Here is a 23,127-nt window from a genome sequence, read left to right as displayed (position 1 = left end):
CTTGGTTGAAACATCCACTGTGTTGACTGTCGCCAGGATCTCCATAAAAGGTGGCGTGGCAATGGACAAGAAACGGCAGCAGGGGGCGGCGTTGTTGATGGTGCTGGTGGCCCTGGCGATGCTGGCGGGGGGCATGGCCTGGATGGTCGAGCAGGGGCGCCAGCAGGTCGACAGCGTGCGTCTGGTGCAACAGCGGGTGCAGGCCCGCGCGATCGAACGGGCGGCGCTGGCCTTTACCGAACAGGCCCTGCAAGACCCGCTGTGGCGCGCCAGCCCGTTGTTCTGGCAGGCCATGCGCGGGCAGCCGTTGGCTTATGACTTCAAGGGGGGCAAGGCGAGCATCCAGATTCGCGACCTGCACACCTGCTTCAACGTCAACGCGCTGATCGGCCCCGAAGCCGAACGTGCCCAGCGCCAGTTGGTGCATCTGCTGGGGGCGGACATGGCCGCCGAACGCTTGGCCCAGACCCTGGCCGACTGGCTCGACGCCGACCAGCAGACCCGCCTGCAAGGTGCCGAAAGCAACGAATACTTGCGCCAGTCGCCACCGCGCCTGGCGGCCAATCAGCGCATGCGCGATATCAGCGAGCTGAACCTGCTGGCGGTGCCCGACGCGCTGCGGGCGTTGCGTTACCCGCAGTTATGCAGCCTGGACGAGACGGCGGGCTGGCGCCTGAATGCCAATGCGTTGAACCTGGAAATGCTGCCGCTGCTGGATGCGTTGTACGAGGGCGAGGTGTCGCGTTCGGTGCTGACCCGCTTGGTCAGCGCGCGGCCGGCGGGGGGCTATCGCGATGCGGGCGAACTGCGCCAGGCCCTGGGGGCGATGGACGACACGATGTTCGAGCGCTTGAGCGAAGGTCTGCAGCTCAACGGTGACCACTTTCTGCTGCTCCTGGACATAGACCTGGATGGCCAGCGCTTTCGCAGCCAGTACCGTGTCGAGGCCCAGGGGGTCGTGAAGTGGCATGCGCGGGTGCCGGCGCAGGGCATGCTGCTGCGCTCGCGGGAGCCTTTGCCGTTATAGAGCGTATGGGAGCGGATTTGTGTGGGAGCGGGCTTGCCCGCGATGACGGTGTATCAGTCGATAAATCTATTGGCTGACCTGCCGCCATCGCAGGCAAGCCAGCTCCCACATTTGATTTGTGGTGGTGCCAACATTCTCTGCCCCGCGCAGATCCCCTGTGGGAGCGGGCTTGCTCGCGAAAGCGGCAGTCCAGTCACTGTTTCTGGCGGCTGATCCACCGCCATCGCAGGCAAGCCCCCACATTTGCTGTGCAGTGTGGCGCAAACCCGAGATCCCACCTGTTGATTTTGAGATCACCACAAAGCAAATGTGGGAGCTGTCGAGCCCCGGCGAGGCTGCGATAGCGGTAGATCAGCCAACATCCATGCTGGCAATGACCTCGTCATCGCAGCCTCGCCGGAGCTCTACAGCCCCCACAAGGATCGTGATGCAGGAGCCGGGCCGGCTCCTGCCGCTGGATCAGATCGCCAATTCACCCCCGTCAGCACGCTGGATCACAACCGTGGAGGCGCGAGGGCGGACTGTGCCGACCGTGACGTCGGTAGCCACACCGGTGGACGGCCAGTTGTCCGGGTGTTGGATGTTGACGAACACCGTCTTGTTATCGGGTGTGAAGGTCACCCCCGTCACTTCAGAACCGTTAGGCCCGACGAAGAAGCGGCGCAAGTCGGCCTGGTTCTGCGCATTGACCGGCACTTGCTTGCCCTGGGCATCGACCATATTGGTCGGGATCACCACCAGCATCTGGTCGTTGGTGTAGTCGGTCAGGGTTTTTTCGCCGTTGTCGGTCTGGATCCACATTACGCCACGGCTGTCGAAGGTCATGCCATCCGGGCTGGCGAACTGGTTCAGTGTGGTCAGGCCTGAGCGGTTGATGTCCGGGGCGCCTGCGGCGTTGGCGCCAAACACAAAGATGTCCCAGGTGAAGGACACCTGGTTGTCCGCGTCATGCCAGCGAATGATGTGCCCGTGCTTGTTTTTGACGCGCGGGTTGGCGGCGTTGGCCACGGTGCGGCTGGTGTTGTTGGTGAGCGTCAGGTAGACGTCGCCATTGAGCGGGTTGACCGAGGTCCACTCCGGGCGGTCCATCGGCGTGGCGCCCACGGCGTCGGCCGCGCCACGGGTGTTGAGGATGATCCCCGGCAGGTCGGTGAACTTCGCGCCCAGGGTGCTGCCATCCACGGTCGGGCTGGCCACGTCGAGCAGCAACCAGTTGCCGCTGCCGTCGGCATTGAAGCGCGCCACGTAGAGCTTGCCGCTGTCCATGTACTTGGCGCCGGTGGCCAGGCGATCGCTGGGGTTGGCATCGGCCGGGTCCCACAGCGCGGTGGAGACGAATTTGTACAGGTACTCGTTCTGCGAGTCGTCACCGCTGTAGAACACCACTGGCTTGCCGGCGGTGGTCAGGCCCGGCCAGCAACCTTCGTGGCGGAAACGGCCGAGGGCGGTGCGTTTCACGGCGCGGGTCGAAGCGTTGTACGGGTCGATTTCAACGATGTAGCCATAGGTGCTGGCTTCGTTGCGGTAGTCATCAGTGGCGGTGGCGCCGCTTGGGGTCACGTCGAAGCGGCTGAACTCACCGTTGACCTCGCTTGGATCACCGGCAACGCTCTCCCAGCGATAGTTGCCGTTGCCGGTGCCCACGCCGATGCGTACCTGGTCTGCCGGGCGGGCGCCACTTTTATTGACGAAAATCCCTGGCCAGTTTTCTTCGCAGGTGAGGTAGGTGCCCCACGGGGTATAGCCGTTACCACAGTTGTTGTTGGTGCCGCGGGTCTGGGTGCCGGTCGGCGAGAATTTGGTTTTTACGTGCTCGGTGCCTTTCATCGGCCCCGCCAGGTCCATGACCGTAGCCGTGGTGAAGCGGCGGTTCAACGGATCGTTTTCCATCACCTGCCAACGGCCGTTGACCTTACTGATGCGCATCACGCCCGCACCGTGGGCGTTGATTTCCTTGCGCACTTCTTCGACCGGACGAACACCGCCGACCAGGGTCGGGCCCGCCGGGTGCAGGGCTTGCGCATCGATGTATTCGTGGTTGATCGCAAGCAGGCCGTCGGTGGAGCTGCCATTGATTGGAAAGAAGTGCATGCCGTCGTGGTGCATGCCTACCGCGTTGGCCTGGTCGGTCGAGGTGTTGCTGCCGTCGCTTTTCCAGGGGGCAGCGTTGCTGTTCAGCGGTGTACCCCAAGGGGCCAGCACGTGGGCGGTGTAGCCGGCGGCCACGGTGCAGGCATCGGTGAGGGAGCCGGGGATCGAGTTGAAGCCCAGTTTCAGTGCCGGCTTTGGCGGCTGGGTAGGGGTGTCGTTGTCCGAGCCACCGCCGCTGTCAAAACAGCCCGTCAGGCCGGTACCGGCAATCATGGCGATCGCGGCGCCGAGCCCGCCCCGTACCACACTGCGGCGGCTCAGGTAGGCAGTGAGTACCGATTCCATCGGCTCATTGAGGCTCAGGTTGCGATTCTGGTTGTCGCCAGTCTCTCGACTCATTTCATCAGGTCCTTTGTAGATCACGATTTTTGAAAGGAGCCCGAACTCTAAGAGCCGAATGTGATGATTCGCGGTCGGTTTTGTTAAAAATGTATTTAAGTTTAATTTTTTTATTTCCTTTTGTTGCAGATTTGCATATTTCACTCCTGTTAAAAAACTGACATTAAACCGTCATTAATTGACCCCCACTATGCCGCCCTTAAAGCAGTTAGCCTCAGGGTGAGAGAACAATGGTTTCAATGGTGCGGCGCGATGTATTGGGATGGATGACGCTGGGCGCCTGTGCCCCGTGGCTGGCCGGCTGCTCCAGCCGGGGGGCTGCGGCGGGGCCTGCGGACAGCCAGCCGGTCGACCTGTTGTATATCGCTGACACCCTCGATGCACGCCTGCCGGGTCGCCCGGTGGTGCCCGCCACACGCCTGGGGCCGGCGACGCGCATCGGCCAGGCACCTTGGATTACCGGGGCCAATGCGCGTTTTCGCCAGGCCGATGGCAGCCAGTTGGATGGCCTGCTGGATGCCTCCTTAAGTGACGGTGTGCAAACCGGCGGCTACGCGGTACTCGGCGCGGTGTTGCAACGCCTGCGCGATGAAGCCGGGCCTGAGAATAGCCTGACCCTGGAAAACGGCCAGTGCTGGAATGGCAGCGGCCTGGCCTACCTGACCCGTGGCCTGTCCGGGGTCCAGGGTAGCCAGTTGCTCGGCAGCGAAGTGCGAGTCAGCAGCGACGAGCGCGTGCTATGGCCCGAACAATGCCAGGGCCTGTACCAGCAATTCGGCCACCCGGTGCTGGGCGCCGGGCTGGCCAGCGCCAGCGCGCAACGCCTGGCCACCCCAGGCATGCAGGTGTTCCGCCGGGGCGGCGTGCGCATCGCCGTGGTTGGCATTACCGACCCTTATGCGCGGGACCAGCAAGGATCCTTGAAACAGTGGTTGCACAGCCTGCAACCGGTGCTCACCCAGGCCCGTGAAGAAGCCGACCTGGTGGTGGCCCTGGCCGATGTCGGTACCGGCCCGGGCTTCTGGCTGGCCGAGCGCCTGAGCCAGGTGGACTTGATGTTGTGTGCCCGTGGCCAGGACCTGTGGCCGCAGCCGGTAGAAATCCTGCAAAGCTCCGGCAAGCGCGTCCCGGTGGTGCTGGGCGGGACCCGGGCCAGCGGCGCCTTCCGTATCCGCTGCCAGGCCCAGGCCGGGCAATGGCGCTTTGATGCGCGCTTTTTTGCGGCCCAGGCCAGTGCGTTGGACGCTCCCGCCCAGGCCCACGCCCAGCGCCTGCAACCACGCCTGCAACAACAGCGCGCAGCCCACGCGGCGTGGCTCGACCAACCCTTGGCCAAGGCCCCGGAAAACCTCTGGCGCCGCGATGTACGCGCCGGCAGTTGGGATCGCCTGTTGCACCAGGCCCTGGCCCGCGAGCCCAAGAGCGCGGTACTGCTGCCGGGCCTGCGCTACGACAGCCCCTTGGCCCGTGGCCAGATGATTACCCGCGAACACTTGATCAGCCTGAGCGCCAGCTACCCGGCGCCGGTCGTGGATGTCCCGGCGCAGCAGGTGCGCCAGGTCCTGGAAAACGGCGCCGAACAGCTGTTTGGCGAACCACTGCTATTGGATAACAGCCAGGACTTGCCACGCTGGCTCGGCCAACCCTGGCAGGTCACCTATAGCCCGGGCGGCAAGCGGGTCAGTGAGTTTGCCGAGCCGGTCGGCACCTGCCGCACCTTTGGCCTGGGCTTTGCCGCCGATGCCGGGCAACCGCTGTGGCAGCACCTTGAAGGCTGGTTGCGCGAGCAGCCGGCGGATTGGCAACTGGCGCCGCTGCAATTGCCCGAAGTGCGCTACGTGCAGGGGCATCCGGGATGGCATCCACGGAGCCTGGTCAGTTGAACCGTGCGGGCAACCTGCTGCTGGCAACGCTCCTGGCCTGGCTGGCAGCGCAATGTGTGCTGCAACTGTGGCACGGCATCGCGCAACCGATCGCGCTAAACCCGCCAGCGGCGCCGGTCGCCGACCTGTTGAGCAACCACTGGACACCGCGTCAGGCCCCCAGCGACGACCTGCCGTTGACCACCCTCAAGGTCGATTACCTGGGCAGCCTCAAGGCCACGCCGTTGCGCGCCACGGTACTGGTCCTGCGCTATCAGCAACAAGAACGCACGCTGACCCTGGGTCAGCGCCTGGCTCCCGGCATCGTCCTGCAAGACATTGATGACCGTGGGCTGATTTTCGACAATCAAGGGCAGCGCGAGCGCTTGCCATGGCCGACTGAGCGACCGGTGATCGGCCTCAAGCGCAAGGAATGAACCGACGATGCACATGATCAATAAATGCCTGGGCCTGAGCGCATTGTGCCTGGCCTTGAGTGTGACTCCAGCCCACGCCGAAGACGCGCCGGCCTTGTATGAAGTGAACTTCATCGACACCGAACTCACGGACTTTATCGACAGCGTGTCGCGCATCACCAACACCACCTTCATCATCGACCCACGGGTCAAGGGCAAGGTCACGGTGCGCAGCCTCGATATGCTTGGTAGCGAGGCCATCTATGACATCTTCCTCGCCCAGTTGCGCGCCCAGGGTTTTGCTGCGGTCAACCTGCCCAATGGCAGCGTGAAAATCGTGCCGGACCAGGCCGCGCGCCTGGAGCCGGTGCCGGTGGAGTCTGCACGCCAGGCCGTGCAAGCCAACGATGGCATGGCCACCCGGGTATTCAGTGTGCGCAACGCCGCCAGTGAACAGATGCTCAATATCCTCAAGCCGCTGATTGACCCCCGGGTGGGAGTGATCAGCCCGTACCCGTCGGCCAACCTGCTGGTGATCACCGACTGGCGCAGCAACCTCGACCGTATCGATGCGCTGTTGCAGCAACTCGACCAGGTCAGCCAGGAGCCCCTGGAAGTGCTGCCCCTGGTCAATGCCAGCGCCAATGACACCGCACAATTGATGACCCGCCTGCTGGCCCGCGAGCAGGGCGCCGATGGCGCGCAGGTGGTTGCCGACCCGCGCAGCAACGCGTTGCTGGTACGCGGCAGTGCCGACAGCCGCCAGCGGGTGCGCGCGTTGCTCAAGCAATTGGACCAGCCACAAACTGCCTTGCGACCTTCGAACACGGTGGTGATGTACCTGCGCCATGCCAATGCGGCTGAGGTGGTCAAGGTGCTGCGCGGCTTGAGCCAGGACACCCCGGGCGCCGGTGGCGAAGGCGTGCCCACCGAAGGTGCGCCCAAGCAGATGGCGGTCAGCGCCTCAGGCATTCGCATGGAGTCGGAGGAGGGCACCAACGCCGTGGTGATGGTCGGCCCGGACAGCGAAATCGCCGCCTACCGCACCATCGTCGAACAACTGGATATCCGCCGCGCCCAGGTGGTGGTGGAAGCAATCATCGCCGAAGTCTCCGACACCCGCGCCCAGGAACTGGGGGTGCAATGGCTGTTTTTGGGCGATTCGTTTGGCGGCGGCGCGGTGAACTTTACCAATGGTGGGACGAGCATCGCTGGCCTGGCCGGGGCCGCTGGCAGCGGCGACACCGCAGGCCTGGGCAAGCTGTTGGCCAATGTGCCAGGGGCGACCGCCGGCTTCGGCAAGCTCAATGGCGGCGGGCTGAACTTCCTTGCGCTGCTCAATGCGTTGAAAAGCGAAAGTGGCTTCAACCTGCTCTCGACCCCGACCCTGCTGACCCTGGACAACGCCGAAGCGTCGATCCTGGTGGGCCAGGAAGTACCGTTTGTGACGGGCTCGGTGACACAGAACAACACCAACCCCTACCAGACCATCGAGCGCAAGGAAGTGGGGATCAAGCTGCGGATCAAGCCGCAGATCAATATCGACAACACCGTGCGCCTGGACATCGTGCAAGAGGTCTCGTCGATTGCCGAGAGTACCGGCGCCAGCGATGTGATCACCAACAAGCGCGAGATCAAGACCAAGGTCATGGTCGAAGACAACGGCCTGGTGGTGCTGGGCGGGCTGATCGGCGACGAGGCCAAGAACAGTGACCAGCGTGTGCCGTGGCTCGGCGATATCCCAGGGATAGGGCGGCTGTTCCGCTCCAACGCCAGCCAGCGCACCAAGCAGAACCTGATGGTGTTTATCCGCCCGCGGATCATGCGCGACGGCGAAACCCTGGCCCAACTGAGCAGCGAGAAGTACCGCAACCTAAAGGTCAATTCGAACCTGGCATTGCCCGCGATCTCCGATAACAACGCCTTGCTGCGCCTGTTCCCGGCCAGCCGCGAGCGTCTCGACGAGGGCGTGTGGTGAGTACGTTGTTGCCCTATCGACTGGCACGCCAGGCGGGCCTGGCGCGGGCGCCGGGCGCGCAAGGCTGGACCTTGTGTTTGCGCGAGGATGTCGACACCGACGCCTTGCAGGAAGTGCTGCGCGTGCATGGCCTGCCGACGCTGGTCGAGCACCTCGATCCGGCCCAATACGAACTGCGCCTTGGGGCGTTGTACCAGGCCGGCGAGTCGGCCACGGCAGCGTTGATCGAGGGCATCGGCGAGCAGGTCGATCTCGACAGCCTGATCAACGAACTGCCACGGATCGAAGACCTGCTGGAGAGTGACAACGAAGCGCCGGTGATCCGCCTGATCAATGGCCTGTTCGCTGAAGGCCTGCGTTTGCGGGCCTCGGATATCCATATCGAGACCTTCGAACAGAGCCTGGTGGTGCGCTTGCGGGTGGACGGCCATCTGCGCGAGATCCTGCGCCCGCCACGGGCCTTGTCGGCCATGCTGGTGTCGCGGATCAAGGTCATGGCGCGCCTGGATATCGCCGAAAAACGCCAGCCCCAGGACGGGCGCATTACCTTGCGCTCCGGCGGGCGCGAGGTGGATATCCGGGTTTCGACCTTGCCCGGCATTCACGGCGAACGTGTGGTAATGCGTGTGCTGGACAAGCAGGCCAACCTGCTGGACCTGAACAACCTGGGCATGCCTGCAGAGGTCGAACAGGTTCTGCGCGCCTGCCTGTCGCGGCCCAACGGGATCTTGCTGAGCACCGGGCCCACCGGCTCGGGCAAGACCACCACGCTGTATGCCAGCCTGAATGCGCTGAACGATGGTTCGTGCAATATCCTCACCGTCGAAGACCCAGTGGAGTACGCGATTACCGGCATCGGCCAGACCGCGATCAACCCCCGCGCCGGCATGACCTTCGCCAGCGGCCTGCGGGCGATCCTGCGCCAGGACCCGGACGTGATCATGCTCGGCGAAATCCGCGACCAGGAGACCGCCCAGATCGCGGTGCAAGCCAGCCTCACCGGGCACCTGGTGCTGTCGACGCTGCACACCAACAGCGCGGTGGGCGCGGTCACGCGGTTGCGGGACATGGGCATCGAACCGTTCCTGATCGCCTCCAGCCTCAAGGGCGTGATGGCCCAGCGTCTGGTGCGGCGTTTGTGCCATTGCGCAACGCCGGCACCGTTGCTGGCCGCCGAACGCCAGTTGTGGCCGGAGCTGGCCCTGCTGGAACACAGCTTTCACCCCCAGGGCTGCGACGACTGCCAGGGCAGTGGTTACCACGGGCGGATCGGCCTCTATGAATTCATCACCCTGGATGCCGGCTTGATCAGCCTGTTGTACGACGGCGCCAGCGAAGCGGCCATGCACGAATACCTCGCCGACAAGCGCCAGAGCCTGACCGCCATGGCCACCGAATGCCTGCGCCGTGGCGAAACCAGCCTGGAGCAGGTTCTGCGTGCGGTGCGCGACTGATGCCGACCTATCGCTACCAGGCGCTGGACCTGCGCGGCAATCGCCGCAAAGCCAGCATCCAGGCGGAAAGCGAGCGCCATGCCCGGCAACTGCTGCGTGAGCAGGGCCTGTTTGCCCGTGAGTTGCAGGTGCAGGGCGCAAGCCTGTCGAGCCCGCGCGGGCAACGGTTGAACCATGGGCAACTGTGCGAATTGACCCGCCAGTTGGCCACGCTGTTGAGCGCCGGCATCCCCTTGGTGGATGCCTTGGCCACCCTGGAACGCCAGTTGGCGGAGCCGGCGATTCGCAACCTGCTGGTGGCGGTGCGCGGTGCCCTGGGCGAAGGCTTGAGCCTGGCCCAGAGCCTGCGCCGCCAGGGTGGGCAGTTCAATACCCTGTATTGCGCACTGGTCGAGGCCGGCGAGCGCTCGGGCAAATTGGCGCCGGTGCTGGAGCGCCTGGCCGAGCACCTGGAGCAAGTGCAGAAACAACGGCACAAGGCGCGCACGGCGTTGATCTACCCGGCGGTGCTGATCCTGGTGTCGCTGGCGGTGGTGATCGGCCTGATGACCTTTGTGGTGCCCAAGCTCACCGAGCAGTTCAGCCACACCGGGCAAAGCCTGCCGCTGATTACCCGGGTGCTGATCGGCGCCAGCGAGGGCCTGGTGATGCTCGGCCCGTGGTTGCTGGGGCTGGGCTTGTTGCTGGCGCTGGGCGCGCGGGTGTTGCTGCGCCAGGCGGTATGGCGCTTGCGCCGCGACAGCCTGGCCTTGCGCCTGCCGCGTATCGGCGTGCTGTTGTCGGTGCTGGAAAGCGCACGGGTCTCACGCAGCCTGGCGATTTTGCTCGGCAGTGGCGTGCCGTTGCTCGAATCCCTGGAGGTGGCCACCGCCACGGTTGGCAACCGGCAGATCCACCAGGCCCTGGAGGCGGTGCGTGAGCAGGTCGAAGGCGGCGTGACCCTGTACCGCGCCCTGAGTGCCAGCGGGCACTTCCCGCCAATGCTGCTGAACATGGTCGCCAGCGGCGAGGCCAGCGGCACCTTGCCCGACATGCTGGAGCGCGTCGCCGACAACCAGGAGCGTGGGTTTGCGCGCCAGGTCGACCTGCTGCTGGCGTTATTCGAACCCCTGATGATTCTGCTGATGGGCGCGGTGGTGCTGTTCATCGTGCTGGCGGTGTTGCTGCCGATCATGCAGCTCAATCAGGGCCTGAGCCTTTGAACAGACAACCTGAAAACGGAGAACTTGAAATGCAAAAGCACGCCATGCCTGGCAATCGTGCGGTCAAGCGTCGCGAGCGCGGCTTTACCCTGATGGAAATCATGGTGGTGATTTTTATCATCGGCCTGTTGATCGCGGTGGTTGCGCCCAGCGTACTCGGCAGCCAGGACAAAGCCATGCGCCAGAAGGCCCTGGCCGACCTGGCGACCCTGGAGCAGGCGCTGGATATGTACCGCCTCGACAACTTGCGATTCCCCACCTCGGAGCAGGGTTTACAGGCCCTGGTCAGCAAGCCGAGCCTGGAGCCCTTACCGCGCAGTTGGCGTGCCGACGGCTACATCCGCCGGCTGCCTGAGGACCCGTGGGGCAATGCCTATGGCTATCGCACCCCGGGGCAGCATGGCCGGGTGGACCTGTTTTCCCTGGGCGCCGACGGCCAGGAAGGCGGCGAAGGCACCGACGCCGATATCGGTAACTGGGACCTCTAGGCATGCAGCGCAGTCGCGGGTTTTCGCTCCTGGAAATGCTGGTGGTGTTGTTGATCGTCGGCTTGTTCAGTGCCCTGGGCGTGGCCTACCTGGACGCCGGCCAGGCGCCGATGCGCCAGGCCCTGGCCCAACTGGCCAGCGAGGCGCGCAGCCAAGCGGCCCAGGCGCGGCATGCCGGGCAGTTGCTGGGCTTGCGCTGGAATGGCCGCAGCCCGGAGTTCGTGCGCTGGCAGGTGGGCCGGGGCGCGCATGGGTGGCAGGTCGCACCCTCGCGCGGCGCGCCCTGGCCGGCCGGCTTGCAACCTGACTGGCCGGTGAGCCGCGAGCCCCAGGTGATGTTCACCCCGTCGGGGCTGGCCCGCCCGGTGTCACTCACCTGGCGCTGGGCCGAGGGCCGCCAGCGTTGGCAATGGCAAGCGGACAACACCTTGCATATCGCGACCCTGCCATGAAGCGCCAGCGCGGCTTTACCTTGCTTGAAGTCATGGTCGCCCTGGGGATTGCCGCGTTGATGGCGGTGATGGTCAGCCAGTTGTTGCGCCAGCGCATCGCCACCCATCAAGCGGTCGCGCAACATCGCCTGGGCAGTTTGTGCGCGCGGGAGCTGGAGACGCGGTTTGGCGTGGAACAGTACTGGCCGCAGATCAATGCGGTGAGCGGCGAGCTGCGTCAGGGGCCTGCCACCTGTTACTGGCAACTGACCCTGGGCAACACCGGGGTCAACCGCTTGCGCCGGGGTGAGTTGAGCTTATTTGCCGATCCCCAGCAGCGTCAGCCCCTGGGTCAGTTCAGCCTGTTCCTGGTGCGCCCATGAAGGCGGCGCAGCGTGGCCTGACCCTGATTGAACTGTTGGTAGCCATGGCCCTTACGGCGGTGGTCGGGGTGTTGCTGGCGGCCTTGGTCAATGGCTGGGTCAAGGTGCGTGAGCGCCTGGACGAGCCCGGCAGCGAACCCCAGGTATTGGAGTTCTGCATGGCCCTGGAGCGCCGCTTCGATGGCCTGGTGTTGCGCCAGTTGTACGAGCAGCGCTTGCCCCTGGACCTGGCGTGGCTGGAGTGGCAGCCGAGCCTTGGGCAATTGCAGTGGGTGGCCCTGGGCGCCTGGCCGCCGGCTGAGGGTGCGTCGCGCGTGCAACGTCAGCGCCTGCTGTTCGATGCGCGCCAGCAGCGCTTGAACCTGCTGGTCTCGGCCGACCTGTACGCCGCCGACAAGCCGCGCTGGCAACTCAAGGAGTCACTGGCGCCGGTCGAGCGCGCCACGTTCAGTTTTTACCAGGGCACGCGTTGGCTGGCCTTTCCTTCTACTGTTGCCGCCCAGCCCAATCGCGGCGTGCGGATCGAGTTCGAGCACCATGGAGCCCCTTATGTCTGTACTTTCGCCTTGCCCGATACCCAGCCATGAGCCGGAGCGCAGGCATGTTTGAGCGTCTGCGGGGCAAACCGCGGGAATGGTTGCTGGTGCGCCCACCGGCCACCGCCGAGGACCGTTGGCAGTGGTTGCATTACAGCGCGCACCGGGCTTGCGCAAGCGGCGCCTGGCCGCCACCGTCGGCGCTGCTGCAATTGCCGGGTGCCTTGATTATTCCAGCGCTCGATTGCAGTCACTTCTGCCTGCCGGCGCCGCCGGGGCTCAAGCGCCACGAGTGGCCGCAGTTGTTTGAAGAGTATGCGCAGCAGCCTGGCGAAGCGTTGCTGGTCAGCTGCCTGTCCCGCGAGGCCGGGCAGCTTGAGTTGTTGGTGATGCAACGCGAGCAGGTCCAGCAATGGCTGGCCGAGTGTGCCGCGCTTGGGCTGCAGATCACCCATGGCTGGGCGGAGTTGCAGTTGTTGCCGCCAGCAGAGCCTGGGCAGGTGGTGGAGTGGCGGCGCGAATCGCTGCGTTGCCTCAAGGCGCATTCCCGGCAATGGTTGGTGTGGCCGCCGGTATTGGGTGAGCGCTTGCCCCAGGCTTGGCGCGACCTGCCTGGCGAGACGCTCGAGGGCGACTGGCCGTCGCGCCTGGCGCGCCTGGAGCAGTTGCCCAGTGTGCTGGAGGGTATGCGGCCGACGCGTACACGGGGGCCGCGAGCGCCACGGGTGAGCCGCGTACAACGACACTTGCTGCTGGGTTGCGTGGTGCTGGCGGCGTGTTGGAGTGCGGTGTATCTGGTGCAGAGTCTGCGCCAGGTTGATGTTTGGAAAGCCCAGGTCAGGGCGCTGGCCGGGCCGGCCAACAACCCGCAACAGGCGCGTACGGCCCTGGCGCGGGTGCAGGGCGAGGCGACCGAATGGCAGGTGCGTCAACAAAAAATCGTGGCCCTGGAGCAGGCGCTCTCGGGTTGGTTGCAGCAGCAACCGGGCTGGTCGGTGTCGCGCATCGAGTTTGACGGCAGCCGTTGGCGCCTGGCCTTGCGCGGCAATGGCCCCCAGCCGCTGCCCGCCGAATGGCAGGCCATGGCCCAGGCTGCCGGCGCGCAATGGACTGACCAGGCGCAACATGTCGCCGGTCAACTGCACCTGAGTTTTGATCTGGGAGAACAACCATGAAAGCCCGGATGCTGGAGTACCTGGCCCACTTCAACCAACTGCCGCCCAAGCGCCGCTATGGCCTGTTGGCCGGCTGGTCAACCGTCGGGCTGTTGTTGCTGGTGCTGGTGACACGGCCGCTGCTGGCGGCCTGGCAGGATGCCCGCCAGTGGCAGGCGTTGGCGCAACAGGCCGGCGCGCTGGTGCCGCCAGCGGCGTTCTCCAACGAGCAGTGGCAGGCCCTGGCCGTGTCGCGCCAATGGGTACTGACCCGCGTTGAACAGCAGGGCGACCGCTGGCAATTGCAGGGCGAGCTACCGGGGCCCCAGGCCCTGCAGCTGCTGCTACGGACCGTGCAAGAGCAGGGTGGGCGACCTGTGCAGTGGAGCCTGGAGCAGGGCGGCGGCCAGGGTTATGCCTTCAGCCTGGAAGTGGCGGCGCGGCCATGAGTCGCGCGGTCATCCTCTGGGGTATTTGGGTGTTCAGCCTGACCGTGCTGCTGGAACTGCCGGCCGCCTTCGTTGCCCGCCAGTTGCCATGGCCGACCGGCTGGCAGCCCAGCAGCGTTTCGGGCAGCCTGTGGACTGGCCGTGCGGCACGCGTCGGAGCCCTGGCGCCGGTGGACTGGAAGATCCGGCCGTGGGCGGCGCAAGTGAACCTGGGCTTTCAACAGCGCATCTGGGAGCTGTCGATCCGTGGCTGGCCGTGGAACTGGCAGGCGCAGATGGCACCGCGTGCGGTCAGCGCCTTGCCCGCGCCGATGTTCGTGCTGGACGGACGTTGGGAAGGGCGATTGCAGGTCAATGGCGCGGGCATGAGTTGCCTTCGGGCCGAAGGTGAATTGCTGGGGCACGAGCTGGCGCTGTTGAGCCCGTGGCTGGTCAAGCTGGGCAATACCCGGATCGAGTTGCAGTGCCGGGATGGGGTGCAGTTGCTAGCGGATCTGCAACTGGCTGGCGAGCATCATTTCAAGGTCGAAGCCAAGCCACAGCGGTTGCAAGTAGACGGGCAGGTGGAGCCGGGTGCTGCCGTGATTCCGCTATTGGTGCAGGCGCGATGGCTGCAGCCCGCTGCCCAGGCGTTCAGCAAGGTGCTGGGTAAACCCTGAGGGTTCGATGGATCACCAAAAACTGTCTATCGTCTATGGGCAGGTAGTCTCGCACTTGCGTGTGCGTGGTGTGATTTTCGGTGCGGGTTGTTAGGGCGCCCTGGCGCCTGGAGCGCTCATGGAAAAGCTCAACGTTGGCCCCAAGTCGTCGCTGCAAGGCAAGGTTTCCAATCTTTCTACTGCACGGGCTTATCTGCTCGCCTGTTCGCTGCTGCTACTGGCCATGTTTCTGTTGGTCGGGGTGTTGCTGGTGTCCATTGCCGAGCACTTGAATCACGATGCCGGCGAGCACAGCCGCATTGATATCGAAAACGCCCTGCTGTCGGTTGAGCGCGTCGCTGGTTCGACGGTCAAGGACTATGCGTTTTGGGGGGATGCCTACGAACACCTGCATCAAAAGGTGGATGTGGACTGGGCGTTTGTCCGGCAAAACATCGGCACGACGCTGTTTTCCGACTTCGGTTTCCAGGGGGTGTTTGTTGTCGATCCAGCCGGTCGCACGGTGTATTCGCTGATTGAGGGCCAACTGCAGAGCGTCGCCGTGCAGGACTGGTTGCACCTGCCGATCGAGCCCCTGCTGGCCCAGGCCCGGCAGGCCGCGACCAACAGCCAATCGGTGACCCGCCTGATACAGGCCGATGGCATGCCGGCGGTGTTGGCCGCCGCTGCGCTGACGCCTGGCACCGATCCGAACGTAGAGGCCGATAGCGGTCCCGCTTCGGTGTTGATCTTCATTGCCAAGCTGGCGCCGCAACGGCTGGCTGCACTGGGCGAGGATTTTGGTGTGCAAGGTCTGCGGGTCGCCCCGGCCGGCGGGGCGGCGGCGGGCGCACCGAGCCTGAGCCTCAGGGACAATGCAGGTGTTGTGCAATGGACCGCGGAGGATCCTGGGCGCCAGTTGCTGGGGCTGGTTGTGCCGCTGGTGACAGTTGCCGGCCTGATCTTTGCCTTGATGGCCTGGGTTATCCAGCGCCGCAGTACCGCTGCCGCGCGGGTCATGGACCTTAATTACGCCACCCTGCAAGCCAGTCGTGCGGCGCTGGCGGTCAGCGAGGAGCGCTTTCGTGATGTGGCCGAAGCGGCGTCCGACTGGATCTGGGAAGTCGATACCCAACTGCGGTTTACCTACCTGTCGGAGCGCTTTGATGTGATTACCGGCCTTGTCGGGGCCAACTGCCTGGGGCTGGCGGTGGATCAGCTGCTGACCTCTGATCAGGGCCTGTTGGCCATCTGGTTCAAGGACCACGCCCATCGCCCGAATGCCATCGTGCAGTGCAGCTATGTGTCTGGCGAGGGTCAGCGACGCATTTGCCGGCTATCGGTGCGCGAGATACCTGGCCAGGGTTATCGAGGCACCGCCAGCGACATCACCGAAGAGGTCGAGGCCCGGCGGCGCATTGAATATCTGTCGCAACACGATGCCTTGACGGGGCTGGCCAACCGCACGCGCATGCAGGAATTCCTCGAGGGCAAGCTCAAGGCGGTGCCGACCCTGGCAAGGCCGTTGGTCATGCTCAGTATTGATCTTGACCGCTTCAAGCCGGTCAACGACCTGCTGGGGCACGCGGCTGGCGATGATGTACTCAATCAGGTGTCCCGGCGTTTGCAGGGCTGCCTGCGTGGGGATGATCTGGTGGCGCGCATAGGTGGCGATGAGTTTATGTTGGTGGTGGCGGGCGTGAGCTCGCCGCTGGAGGTGGAAGGCCTGTGTCGGCGCCTGATCGACTGCATAGAACAACCGTTTTACATCACCGAACATGAAGTGTTTATCAGTGCCAGCATTGGTATTGCCATGGCGCCGGCGGACGCGACCCTGGCCGAAGAGTTGCTGCGCTATGCCGATATCGCTCTCTACGAAGCCAAGGAAGGCGGGCGTAACACCTGGCGCTTTTATGCGGGCGATATGAACGCACGCATTATTGAGCGGCGCCAACTGGAAGCCGATTTGCGCCAGGCGATCAAGCACGGTGAACTGCGCCTGGATTTCCAGCCGCGCTACCGCATTGAAGGCAAGCGCCTGGCCGGTGCCGAGGCCCTGGTGCGTTGGGAGCACCCAAGGCGCGGGCTGCTGGGCCCCGACGTATTCGTCCCCATCGCCGAAGAAACCGGGCTGATCCTGCCGTTGAGCAACTGGGTGCTGCACGCGGCCTGCCAGACGGCCGCAGGCTGGCCTGACGACGTGATGATTTCAGTCAACCTGTCCTCCACCGAGTTCCAGCGTGGGCACTTGGTGTCGCGGGTCAAAGCGGTGTTGCTGGAGACGGGCTTGAACCCGGCGCGGCTGGAGCTGGAGCTGACCGAAAGTGTGATGCTCAATGACGAGAAAGTCGCCTTGAGCATCATGCAAGGCCTCAAGGCCCTGGGCGTGCGCTTGCTGATGGATGACTTTGGCACCGGCTACTCGTCGCTGAGTTATCTGCGCTCATTCCCCTTCGACGGGCTGAAGATCGACCGCAGCTTTGTCGGCGGCCTGACCGCCGGTGGTGGCGATCAGTCGATCATCCAGGCGATTGTCGGCCTGGGCCGGGCGCTCTCGCTGACGGTGACCGCCGAAGGCGTGGAGACCCTCGACCAACTCACGGCGCTGAAGGACGTGCAGTGCGATGAAGCGCAGGGTTTCTACCTCAGCGTGCCGGTGGATGCCCAGGCGATCAGCACGCTGATCACGGGCCGGACTGCTTAGCCGCTCCTGACCCTGCTTGCACTGACCGCATATAGATAATATGTTAACAATATAACTATAAATGGTCTGTGGGAGGGGGGTATGCCTGCCTTGTTCAACCCTTGCGTTGAGTTCGCCAACTGGAATCGTGACTTGCGTGCAGTCTGCGGCAATTTCAGCACCGCGCAGTCAGATCGACACAGTCTGTTTATTGGCAGCGTCCACGGCCAGGACGTGTGTGGCCTGGAGTTGGCGCATATCCGCACCAATGCCGGGCTGATCAGCCGCCATCATACCCACGGCGATGGCGACGATGACCGCCACTGTTTTCTGATCCTGCAGGGCAGCGGCCATCAACGCATCCGCCAGCAGCACCGGGTGATTGACCTGGGGCCCGACGATATCGCCCTGGTGGACTCGGCCCAGGCCTTCGAGATTGAGCCCCAGGGGCTGGTACAGAATATCTCGGTGCATCTGTCCCGCGCCGAGGTCGCCCGGCAATTCGGCCAGCAGCGCCTGTTTGGCAAGCTGGCGCGCAACAGCGTCGCCACCCATATGATTCGTGCATTGGTGCGCTCCCTGGAGGATGCGCAACTGAGTGAAGGCTATGGCGGCGAGAACGATGGCCCGGCCGTGGAGCAGGCCCTGATCGGCCTGGCGGTTGCCGGTCTGGACGAGCGCGCCGAGGGCCAGCCGGGCTTTGCCTGCGTGGGCCAGGACGACATTTATGGCCTGGCCACGCGCCTGGTGGAAGCCTCCCTGCAAGAGACCGAATTGAGCCCCGAATACCTGGCGCGGCACCTGAATGTCTCAGTGCGCCAACTCTACCGGCTGTTCGAGCAGCGGCATGAAAGCATCGCGCGCTACATCCAGCAGCGCCGCCTGGAGCGGGTGGCCCAGGACCTGCGTGCGCGGGATTTGCGGCATGAGTCAATCACCCAGATCGCCTTCAAGTGGGGGTTTGTCGATGCCGCGCATTTCAGTCGCGCCTTCAAGCGGCATTTCCAGCATGCGCCCCGGGACTTTCGTCAGCAGCCGCTATAGGCCGCGCTTTGGCAGGGAATGCCAAGGGCTTTGGCAGCCTCAGTCAAGTGGCCGCAGGTGGCAGACCCTCTAATAGCGTGGCCTGAGTCGATTAATGTTGGAGAACAATAACAATGAATACACGGAGCCTGCTGTTGGGCACGCCTCTGCTATTGAGCGCGTTCGCCACCCTGGCCTTGGCCGGGCCGGCCCAGGTCGATGGGCCGCGCATCATCGCCGCCGACCGTGAGCCCGGTAACTGGATGAGCCACGGTCGCACCTACGATGAACAACGCTACAGCCCGCTGAACAGCGTGAATGCCGACAATATCGGCCAACTGGGCATGGCCTGGACCACCAAGCTGGATATCGACAGTGGCACCGAGGCCACGCCGCTGGTGGTCGATGGGGTGATGTACACCACGGGTGCCTTCAGCATCGTCTATGCGATCAATGCGGCCACGGGTGAGTTGTTGTGGAAGTACGATCCCAAGGTCCCTGCCGAGAACCTTGGCCAGGGCTGCTGCGGTCCGGTCAACCGTGGCGTGGCGGTGTGGCAGGGCAAGGTCTATGTGGGCAGTTTCGATGGGCGCTTGATTGCGCTGGATGCCGGCACTGGCCAGCCGGTGTGGAGCGTCGACACCCTCATTGATCGCAGCAAAAGCTACTCGATTACCGGCGCGCCACGCATCGTCAAGGGCAAGGTATTGATCGGCAACGGGGGCGCCGAATTTGGCGTGCGCGGTTATGTCACCGCCTATGACGCCGACACGGGTAAGCAAATCTGGCGCTTCTACACCGTGCCGGGTGACCCCAAGCTGCCGCCGGAAAATGCGGCGATGGCCAAGGCCATGAAAACCTGGGACGGTGACGGCTGGGTCAAGTGGGGCGGAGGCGGCACGGTGTGGGACTCGATGGCCTACGACCCGCAACTGGACCTGCTTTACGTGGGCACCGGCAATGGCTCGCCGTGGAACTACCAGTTCCGCAGCAATGGCAAGGGCGACAACCTGTATGTGTCATCCATTCTGGCGCTGCGCCCGGACACCGGCGAGTACGTCTGGCACTACCAGATCACCCCGCAGGACCAGTGGGACTTCACCGCGACCCAGCACATGATCCTCGCCGATATCGAGATGAATGGCAGCGTACGCAAGGTGATCATGCAGGCGCCGAAAAACGGCTTTTTCTATGTGCTGGATCGCACCAACGGCAAACTGTTGTCGGCGAAGAATTTCGTGCCGGTGAACTGGGCCAGTGGCATCGACCTGCAGACTGGGCGACCGATCCTTACCGGCGCGGCGGACTATTCCAAGGAACCCAAGGTGGTGCAGCCGAGTTTCCTTGGCGGGCATAACTGGCACCCCATGTCCTACAGCCCGAAAACCGGCTACGTGTACATTCCGGCGCAGTACACCCTGGCCGAGTTGAAGGCGGCCAAGGTCCCGCAGTTCCTGGCGAACAAGTCAGTGGTGAACTTCGGCCTGGATGTGCCGGACCTGCCGGAAGACCCGAAAGTCCTCAACCAGATCCGGGATGCTTGGAGCGGAGAGTTGATCGCCTGGGACCCGGTCAAGCAGAAGGCGGCCTGGAAACAACCCTATGTCAGCGCCGGCAACGGCGGCACCCTCGCCACGGCCGGCAACCTGGTGTTCCAGGGCACGGCCGATGGGCGGGTGGTGGCCTATCGCGCCGACACCGGTCAGCCGCTGTGGGAGCACCGGGCCAACTCCGGGGTGATGGCGGGGCCGGTTACTTATACGGTCAATGGCGAGCAGTACGTGGCGTTTTCCGTGGGGTGGGGCGGGATCCTGCCGCTGTTGACCGGCCCGCTGACCAACAAGGGCAAGGTGCGCGCTGAATCGCGGGTGATTGCCTTCAAGCTCGGTGCCACCGGTGAGCTGCCACCCCCCAAGGCCGCGCCGGTACTGCCGACTACCCGCCAGGTACTCACGGCGACCCCCGAGCAACTGGTGCAGGCGCGTGGCATGTTCAATGGCCTGTGTGCCGGTTGCCATGGCCTGAACGCGATCAGCGGCGGGGTCGTGCCCGACCTGCGTTACCTGGATGACAACAAGCACGCGGCATTTCCGGCCTTTGTCAGTGGCGCGTTGATCAATAAGGGCATGCCGAACTTCTCCGACATTCTGCAGCGCGAAGACATGGAGTTGCTGCGCCAGTACCTGGTCAAGCGCACCCGGGATCTGCAGGCCGACCTCAACGCCATTCACTGATCTCCCCTTGTTTGAACTGTGCCGGGCGACGTCTTTTGACGTCGTCATGGCCGAGTGTTGCCTCCAATAACAATAACGGTACTTGCCATGAAAACACTTAGCATCCTGACCCTGCTCTTCAGCCTGGTTCCATTGGCTCACGCCGACGTCAAGCCGGACCCCGGCGACTATACCGCCTTGCCCCAGGGCACCGATGTGGTGGTGCTGTACCAGCAGAACCCACGGGGCGACAAGGTTTACTCGGGCGGCAAGAAAGTCGCCGACAACCTTGACCTGGACATGACCGTCGGGGTGTTGCGCCTGATCCACTTCACCGAGTTCTTCAACACCGGCCTGACCTGGGACCCGCAAATAGTCATTCCTTTCGGTTACCAGAAGACCGGCGCCAGCGACAGCAAGCACTCAGGGTTGGGCGACATTACGTTTGGCGGCACGCTGTGGACCCTCGCGGACCAGACCAACAACCAGCACCTGGGCTGGTCGGCGTTTGTCACCGCGCCCACGGGCAGTGACAAGAACCAGGGTTTTGCCCTGAGCAACAACCGTTGGGCCCTGGATTTCCAGGTGGGCTATATCAAGGGGCTGACCGACAAAATCACCTGGGATGTGATTGCCGAGACGGAGTTCTACGGTGAACAGCGCGCCACCGATGCCAAGAAAGATCCGCTGCTGCAACTGCACAACCACCTGCGCTACAACTTCACTCCAGAGACTTACGCGGCCATCTCCTATCGGCACAATTGGGGCGCCCGCGAGACGCTGGACCATGAAACCCTGGCCACCAGCCGCAGCAATGGCACGCTGGGCTTCACCGTGGCCACGATGGTGGGCAAGCAGGTACAGGTGCTGGGGCAATTGATGCATGACACGGCGGTGCGCGAAGGGGTGAAGATCGACAATTCGCTGCAGTTTCGCCTGGCGTATTTCTACTGACGCTGTCTGTAGGCGCTGTCTCGCGGGGCGTGACAGCGCGGTCTTATTGTTGGGCGAGGATGCTTTCGAGCAACCCGGGAAATCGTTCGGCCAACACATCGGCCCGCAACGAATTCATATGGGTCGTGCCCACGCTGCGCGTATGCACCAGCCCGGCATCACGTAAAACCCGGAAGTGGTGGGACATGCTGGACTTCGGCCGCCCGCCATCCAACTCGCCGCAACTGGCTTCTTCTACGCCGGCCAGGCAGCGCACGATGTCCAGGCGCACAGGGTCACTCAACGCATAGAGCAGGCGTTCGAGGGTCAAGTCTTCGGGGGAGGGGTGTTTAAAGGCTCGCATGAACCGAATGATAACAGGGCTGGCATTGTTTACCATAGTTCGATTAAGATCGAACTATCGAATCAAACGTCACCCTCGTTTCAGGAGCTTTTTCATGTCTGCATTGTTCGAACCCTTCAAGCTCAAAGACGTTACGTTGCGCAATCGTATCGCCATTCCACCGATGTGCCAGTACGTGGCCGATGACGGCATGGTCAATGACTGGCATCACGTCCACCTCGCCAGCCTGGCCCGTGGCGGCGCCGGCCTGGTGGTGGTCGAGGCCACCGCCGTGGCTCCCGAAGGCCGGATCACGCCGGGTTGCGCGGGTATCTGGAGCGATGCCCATGCCCAAGCCTTTGTGCCCATGGTGCAAGCGATCAAGGCGGCAGGCGCGGTGCCCGGCATCCAGATCGCCCACGCCGGGCGCAAGGCCAGTGCCAACCGCCCATGGGAAGGCGACGACCATATTGCCGCCGACGATGCCCGTGGCTGGCAAACCCTGGCACCCTCGGCGATCGCGTTTGGCGCGAACTTGCCGAAAGTCCCCCAGGCCATGACCCTGGAGGATATCGCCCGGGTGCAACAGGACTTCGTTCAGGCCGCACGCCGTGCCCGTGACGCCGGTTTTGAGTGGATCGAACTGCATTTCGCCCACGGTTACCTGGGCCAGAGCTTTTTCTCGGAGCACTCCAACCAGCGCACCGATGCCTACGGTGGCAGCTTCGACAACCGCAGCCGTTTCCTCCTGGAAACCCTGGCCGCCGTGCGTGAAGTCTGGCCGGAAAACCTGCCGCTGACCGCGCGTTTCGGGGTGCTCGAATATGACGGGCGTGACGAACAGACCCTGGGCGAGTCCATCGAACTGGCCCGTCGTTTCAAGGACGGCGGCCTGGACCTGTTGAGCGTCAGTGTCGGCTTCACCATCCCCGACACCAACATCCCTTGGGGGCCAGCGTTTATGGGGCCGATTGCCGAGCGCGTACGCCGCGAAGCCGGTCTGCCGGTCACGTCGGCCTGGGGTTTCGGTACACCGCAACTGGCCGAAGGGGCGTTGCAGGCCGGTCATCTCGACCTGGTTTCCGTGGGCCGTGCGCACCTGGCCGACCCACACTGGGCATACTTCGCCGCCAAGGAACTGGGGGTGGACAAGGCTTCCTGGACCCTGCCGGCGCCTTACGCGCATTGGCTTGAGCGCTATCGCTAAGGGTGACCGTGTTGTGTGTGGGAGCTATCGAGCTTTAGCGAGGTTGCGATGGCGTCCTGTCGGCGATACATGTATCGACTGATCCAGCGCTATCGCAGGCAAGCCAGCTTGTATGGTTAGACTTGTAGGGGTGGTGGGACTAAAAGCCAGCATCTGACTCTAGCCAGTACAGACCGTGGGAGACTTCGCCCCACCCCTTCACCAAAGCGCCGATAAG

20 protein-coding genes are annotated in these 23,127 nt (G+C 64.0%); 18 read left to right on the top strand and 2 right to left on the bottom strand.

The window, feature by feature from the left end; all coding sequences use genetic code 11:
- Nucleotides 1–61 precede the first annotated feature (61 nt).
- A complete protein-coding gene (gene gspK / locus PSH73_RS14135; RefSeq protein ID WP_220172281.1) occupies nt 62–1,027 on the top strand; it encodes a type II secretion system minor pseudopilin GspK in 966 nt (321 codons plus the stop codon).
- Between the two features lie 459 nt (nt 1,028–1,486).
- Here gspK and PSH73_RS14130 read toward each other — a convergent pair whose 3' ends face one another.
- On the bottom strand, nt 1,487–3,517 hold the full coding sequence (locus PSH73_RS14130) for a PhoX family phosphatase (protein ID WP_186625214.1): 2,031 nt from the start codon (nt 3,515–3,517) through the stop codon (nt 1,487–1,489).
- Between the two features lie 230 nt (nt 3,518–3,747).
- Between PSH73_RS14130 and PSH73_RS14125 the strand changes: the two genes are divergently transcribed.
- The 16 genes from PSH73_RS14125 (at nt 3,748) to PSH73_RS14050 (ending at nt 21,381) form a co-directional block, all read left to right on the top strand.
- On the top strand, nt 3,748–5,400 hold the full coding sequence (locus PSH73_RS14125; protein ID WP_305460761.1) for a lipoprotein UxpA: 1,653 nt from the start codon (nt 3,748–3,750) through the stop codon (nt 5,398–5,400).
- Nucleotides 5,373–5,816: a hypothetical protein gene (locus PSH73_RS14120; protein WP_057440946.1), complete on the top strand. Its 444-nt coding sequence runs from the start codon at nt 5,373–5,375 to the stop codon at nt 5,814–5,816. Before PSH73_RS14125 ends, PSH73_RS14120 begins: the two co-directional genes overlap by 28 nt.
- A 7-nt stretch (nt 5,817–5,823) precedes the next feature.
- On the top strand, nt 5,824–7,773 hold the full coding sequence (gspD, locus tag PSH73_RS14115) for a type II secretion system secretin GspD (RefSeq protein WP_143110470.1): 1,950 nt from the start codon (nt 5,824–5,826) through the stop codon (nt 7,771–7,773).
- A 5-nt stretch (nt 7,774–7,778) separates the two neighbouring features.
- Nucleotides 7,779–9,227, top strand: coding sequence for a GspE/PulE family protein (locus tag PSH73_RS14110; protein WP_305462716.1), 1,449 nt, complete (start codon nt 7,779–7,781; stop codon nt 9,225–9,227).
- Nucleotides 9,227–10,429 carry a type II secretion system inner membrane protein GspF gene (gene gspF, locus PSH73_RS14105; protein WP_120733348.1) on the top strand — a complete coding sequence of 401 codons (1,203 nt, stop codon included), beginning with the start codon at nt 9,227–9,229 and terminating at the stop codon, nt 10,427–10,429. The genes PSH73_RS14110 and gspF overlap by 1 nt, the downstream gene beginning before the upstream one ends.
- Nucleotides 10,430–10,458: 29 nt before the next feature.
- The gene (gene gspG, locus PSH73_RS14100) at nt 10,459–10,917 is read left to right on the top strand and encodes a type II secretion system major pseudopilin GspG (protein WP_269835616.1); all 459 of its coding nucleotides are present in this window, start codon (nt 10,459–10,461) and stop codon (nt 10,915–10,917) included.
- A 2-nt stretch (nt 10,918–10,919) separates the two neighbouring features.
- Complete coding sequence (gene gspH, locus PSH73_RS14095; RefSeq protein ID WP_057959300.1) at nt 10,920–11,369, top strand: type II secretion system minor pseudopilin GspH; 450 nt, start codon at nt 10,920–10,922, stop codon at nt 11,367–11,369.
- Nucleotides 11,366–11,731: a type II secretion system protein gene (locus PSH73_RS14090; RefSeq protein ID WP_057440952.1), complete on the top strand. Its 366-nt coding sequence runs from the start codon at nt 11,366–11,368 to the stop codon at nt 11,729–11,731. Before gspH ends, PSH73_RS14090 begins: the two co-directional genes overlap by 4 nt.
- Nucleotides 11,728–12,318 carry a prepilin-type N-terminal cleavage/methylation domain-containing protein gene (locus tag PSH73_RS14085; protein ID WP_057440954.1) on the top strand — a complete coding sequence of 197 codons (591 nt, stop codon included), beginning with the start codon at nt 11,728–11,730 and terminating at the stop codon, nt 12,316–12,318. Before PSH73_RS14090 ends, PSH73_RS14085 begins: the two co-directional genes overlap by 4 nt.
- Nucleotides 12,319–12,332: 14 nt before the next feature.
- The gene (locus tag PSH73_RS14080) at nt 12,333–13,442 is read left to right on the top strand and encodes a GspL/Epsl periplasmic domain-containing protein (protein WP_162947735.1); all 1,110 of its coding nucleotides are present in this window, start codon (nt 12,333–12,335) and stop codon (nt 13,440–13,442) included.
- Nucleotides 13,439–13,870 (top strand): type II secretion system protein GspM, encoded by a 432-nt coding sequence (gspM, locus tag PSH73_RS14075; RefSeq protein ID WP_170044174.1) that lies wholly within the window; start codon nt 13,439–13,441, stop codon nt 13,868–13,870. The genes PSH73_RS14080 and gspM overlap by 4 nt, the downstream gene beginning before the upstream one ends.
- A complete protein-coding gene (locus tag PSH73_RS14070; protein ID WP_200656195.1) occupies nt 13,867–14,529 on the top strand; it encodes a general secretion pathway protein GspN in 663 nt (220 codons plus the stop codon). The genes gspM and PSH73_RS14070 overlap by 4 nt, the downstream gene beginning before the upstream one ends.
- 118 nt (nt 14,530–14,647) lie before the next feature.
- Nucleotides 14,648–17,212, top strand: coding sequence for an EAL domain-containing protein (locus tag PSH73_RS14065; protein WP_057959310.1), 2,565 nt, complete (start codon nt 14,648–14,650; stop codon nt 17,210–17,212).
- A gap of 81 nt (nt 17,213–17,293) precedes the next feature.
- Complete coding sequence (feaR, locus tag PSH73_RS14060) at nt 17,294–18,235, top strand: transcriptional regulator FeaR (protein ID WP_057440965.1); 942 nt, start codon at nt 17,294–17,296, stop codon at nt 18,233–18,235.
- A 113-nt stretch (nt 18,236–18,348) separates the two neighbouring features.
- A complete protein-coding gene (locus PSH73_RS14055; protein ID WP_169960644.1) occupies nt 18,349–20,448 on the top strand; it encodes a PQQ-dependent dehydrogenase, methanol/ethanol family in 2,100 nt (699 codons plus the stop codon).
- A gap of 87 nt (nt 20,449–20,535) precedes the next feature.
- A complete protein-coding gene (locus PSH73_RS14050; RefSeq protein ID WP_115128378.1) occupies nt 20,536–21,381 on the top strand; it encodes a transporter in 846 nt (281 codons plus the stop codon).
- A 43-nt stretch (nt 21,382–21,424) separates the two neighbouring features.
- Here the strand turns inward: PSH73_RS14050 and PSH73_RS14045 are convergent, their stop codons facing one another.
- Nucleotides 21,425–21,760 (bottom strand): helix-turn-helix transcriptional regulator, encoded by a 336-nt coding sequence (locus PSH73_RS14045; protein WP_057440971.1) that lies wholly within the window; start codon nt 21,758–21,760, stop codon nt 21,425–21,427.
- A 58-nt stretch (nt 21,761–21,818) separates the two neighbouring features.
- Between PSH73_RS14045 and PSH73_RS14040 the strand changes: the two genes are divergently transcribed.
- A complete protein-coding gene (locus tag PSH73_RS14040) occupies nt 21,819–22,910 on the top strand; it encodes an NADH:flavin oxidoreductase/NADH oxidase (protein WP_198792233.1) in 1,092 nt (363 codons plus the stop codon).
- The last annotated feature ends 217 nt before the right edge of the window (nt 22,911–23,127 follow it).

Source organism: Pseudomonas sp. FP2294, from assembly GCF_030687625.1.
In the GTDB taxonomy this organism is placed as follows: Bacteria; Pseudomonadota; Gammaproteobacteria; order Pseudomonadales; family Pseudomonadaceae; genus Aquipseudomonas; species Aquipseudomonas shahriarae.
The sequence above is the reverse complement of the archived record's forward strand: the minus strand, read 5'-3'. Positions and strand labels throughout refer to the sequence as shown.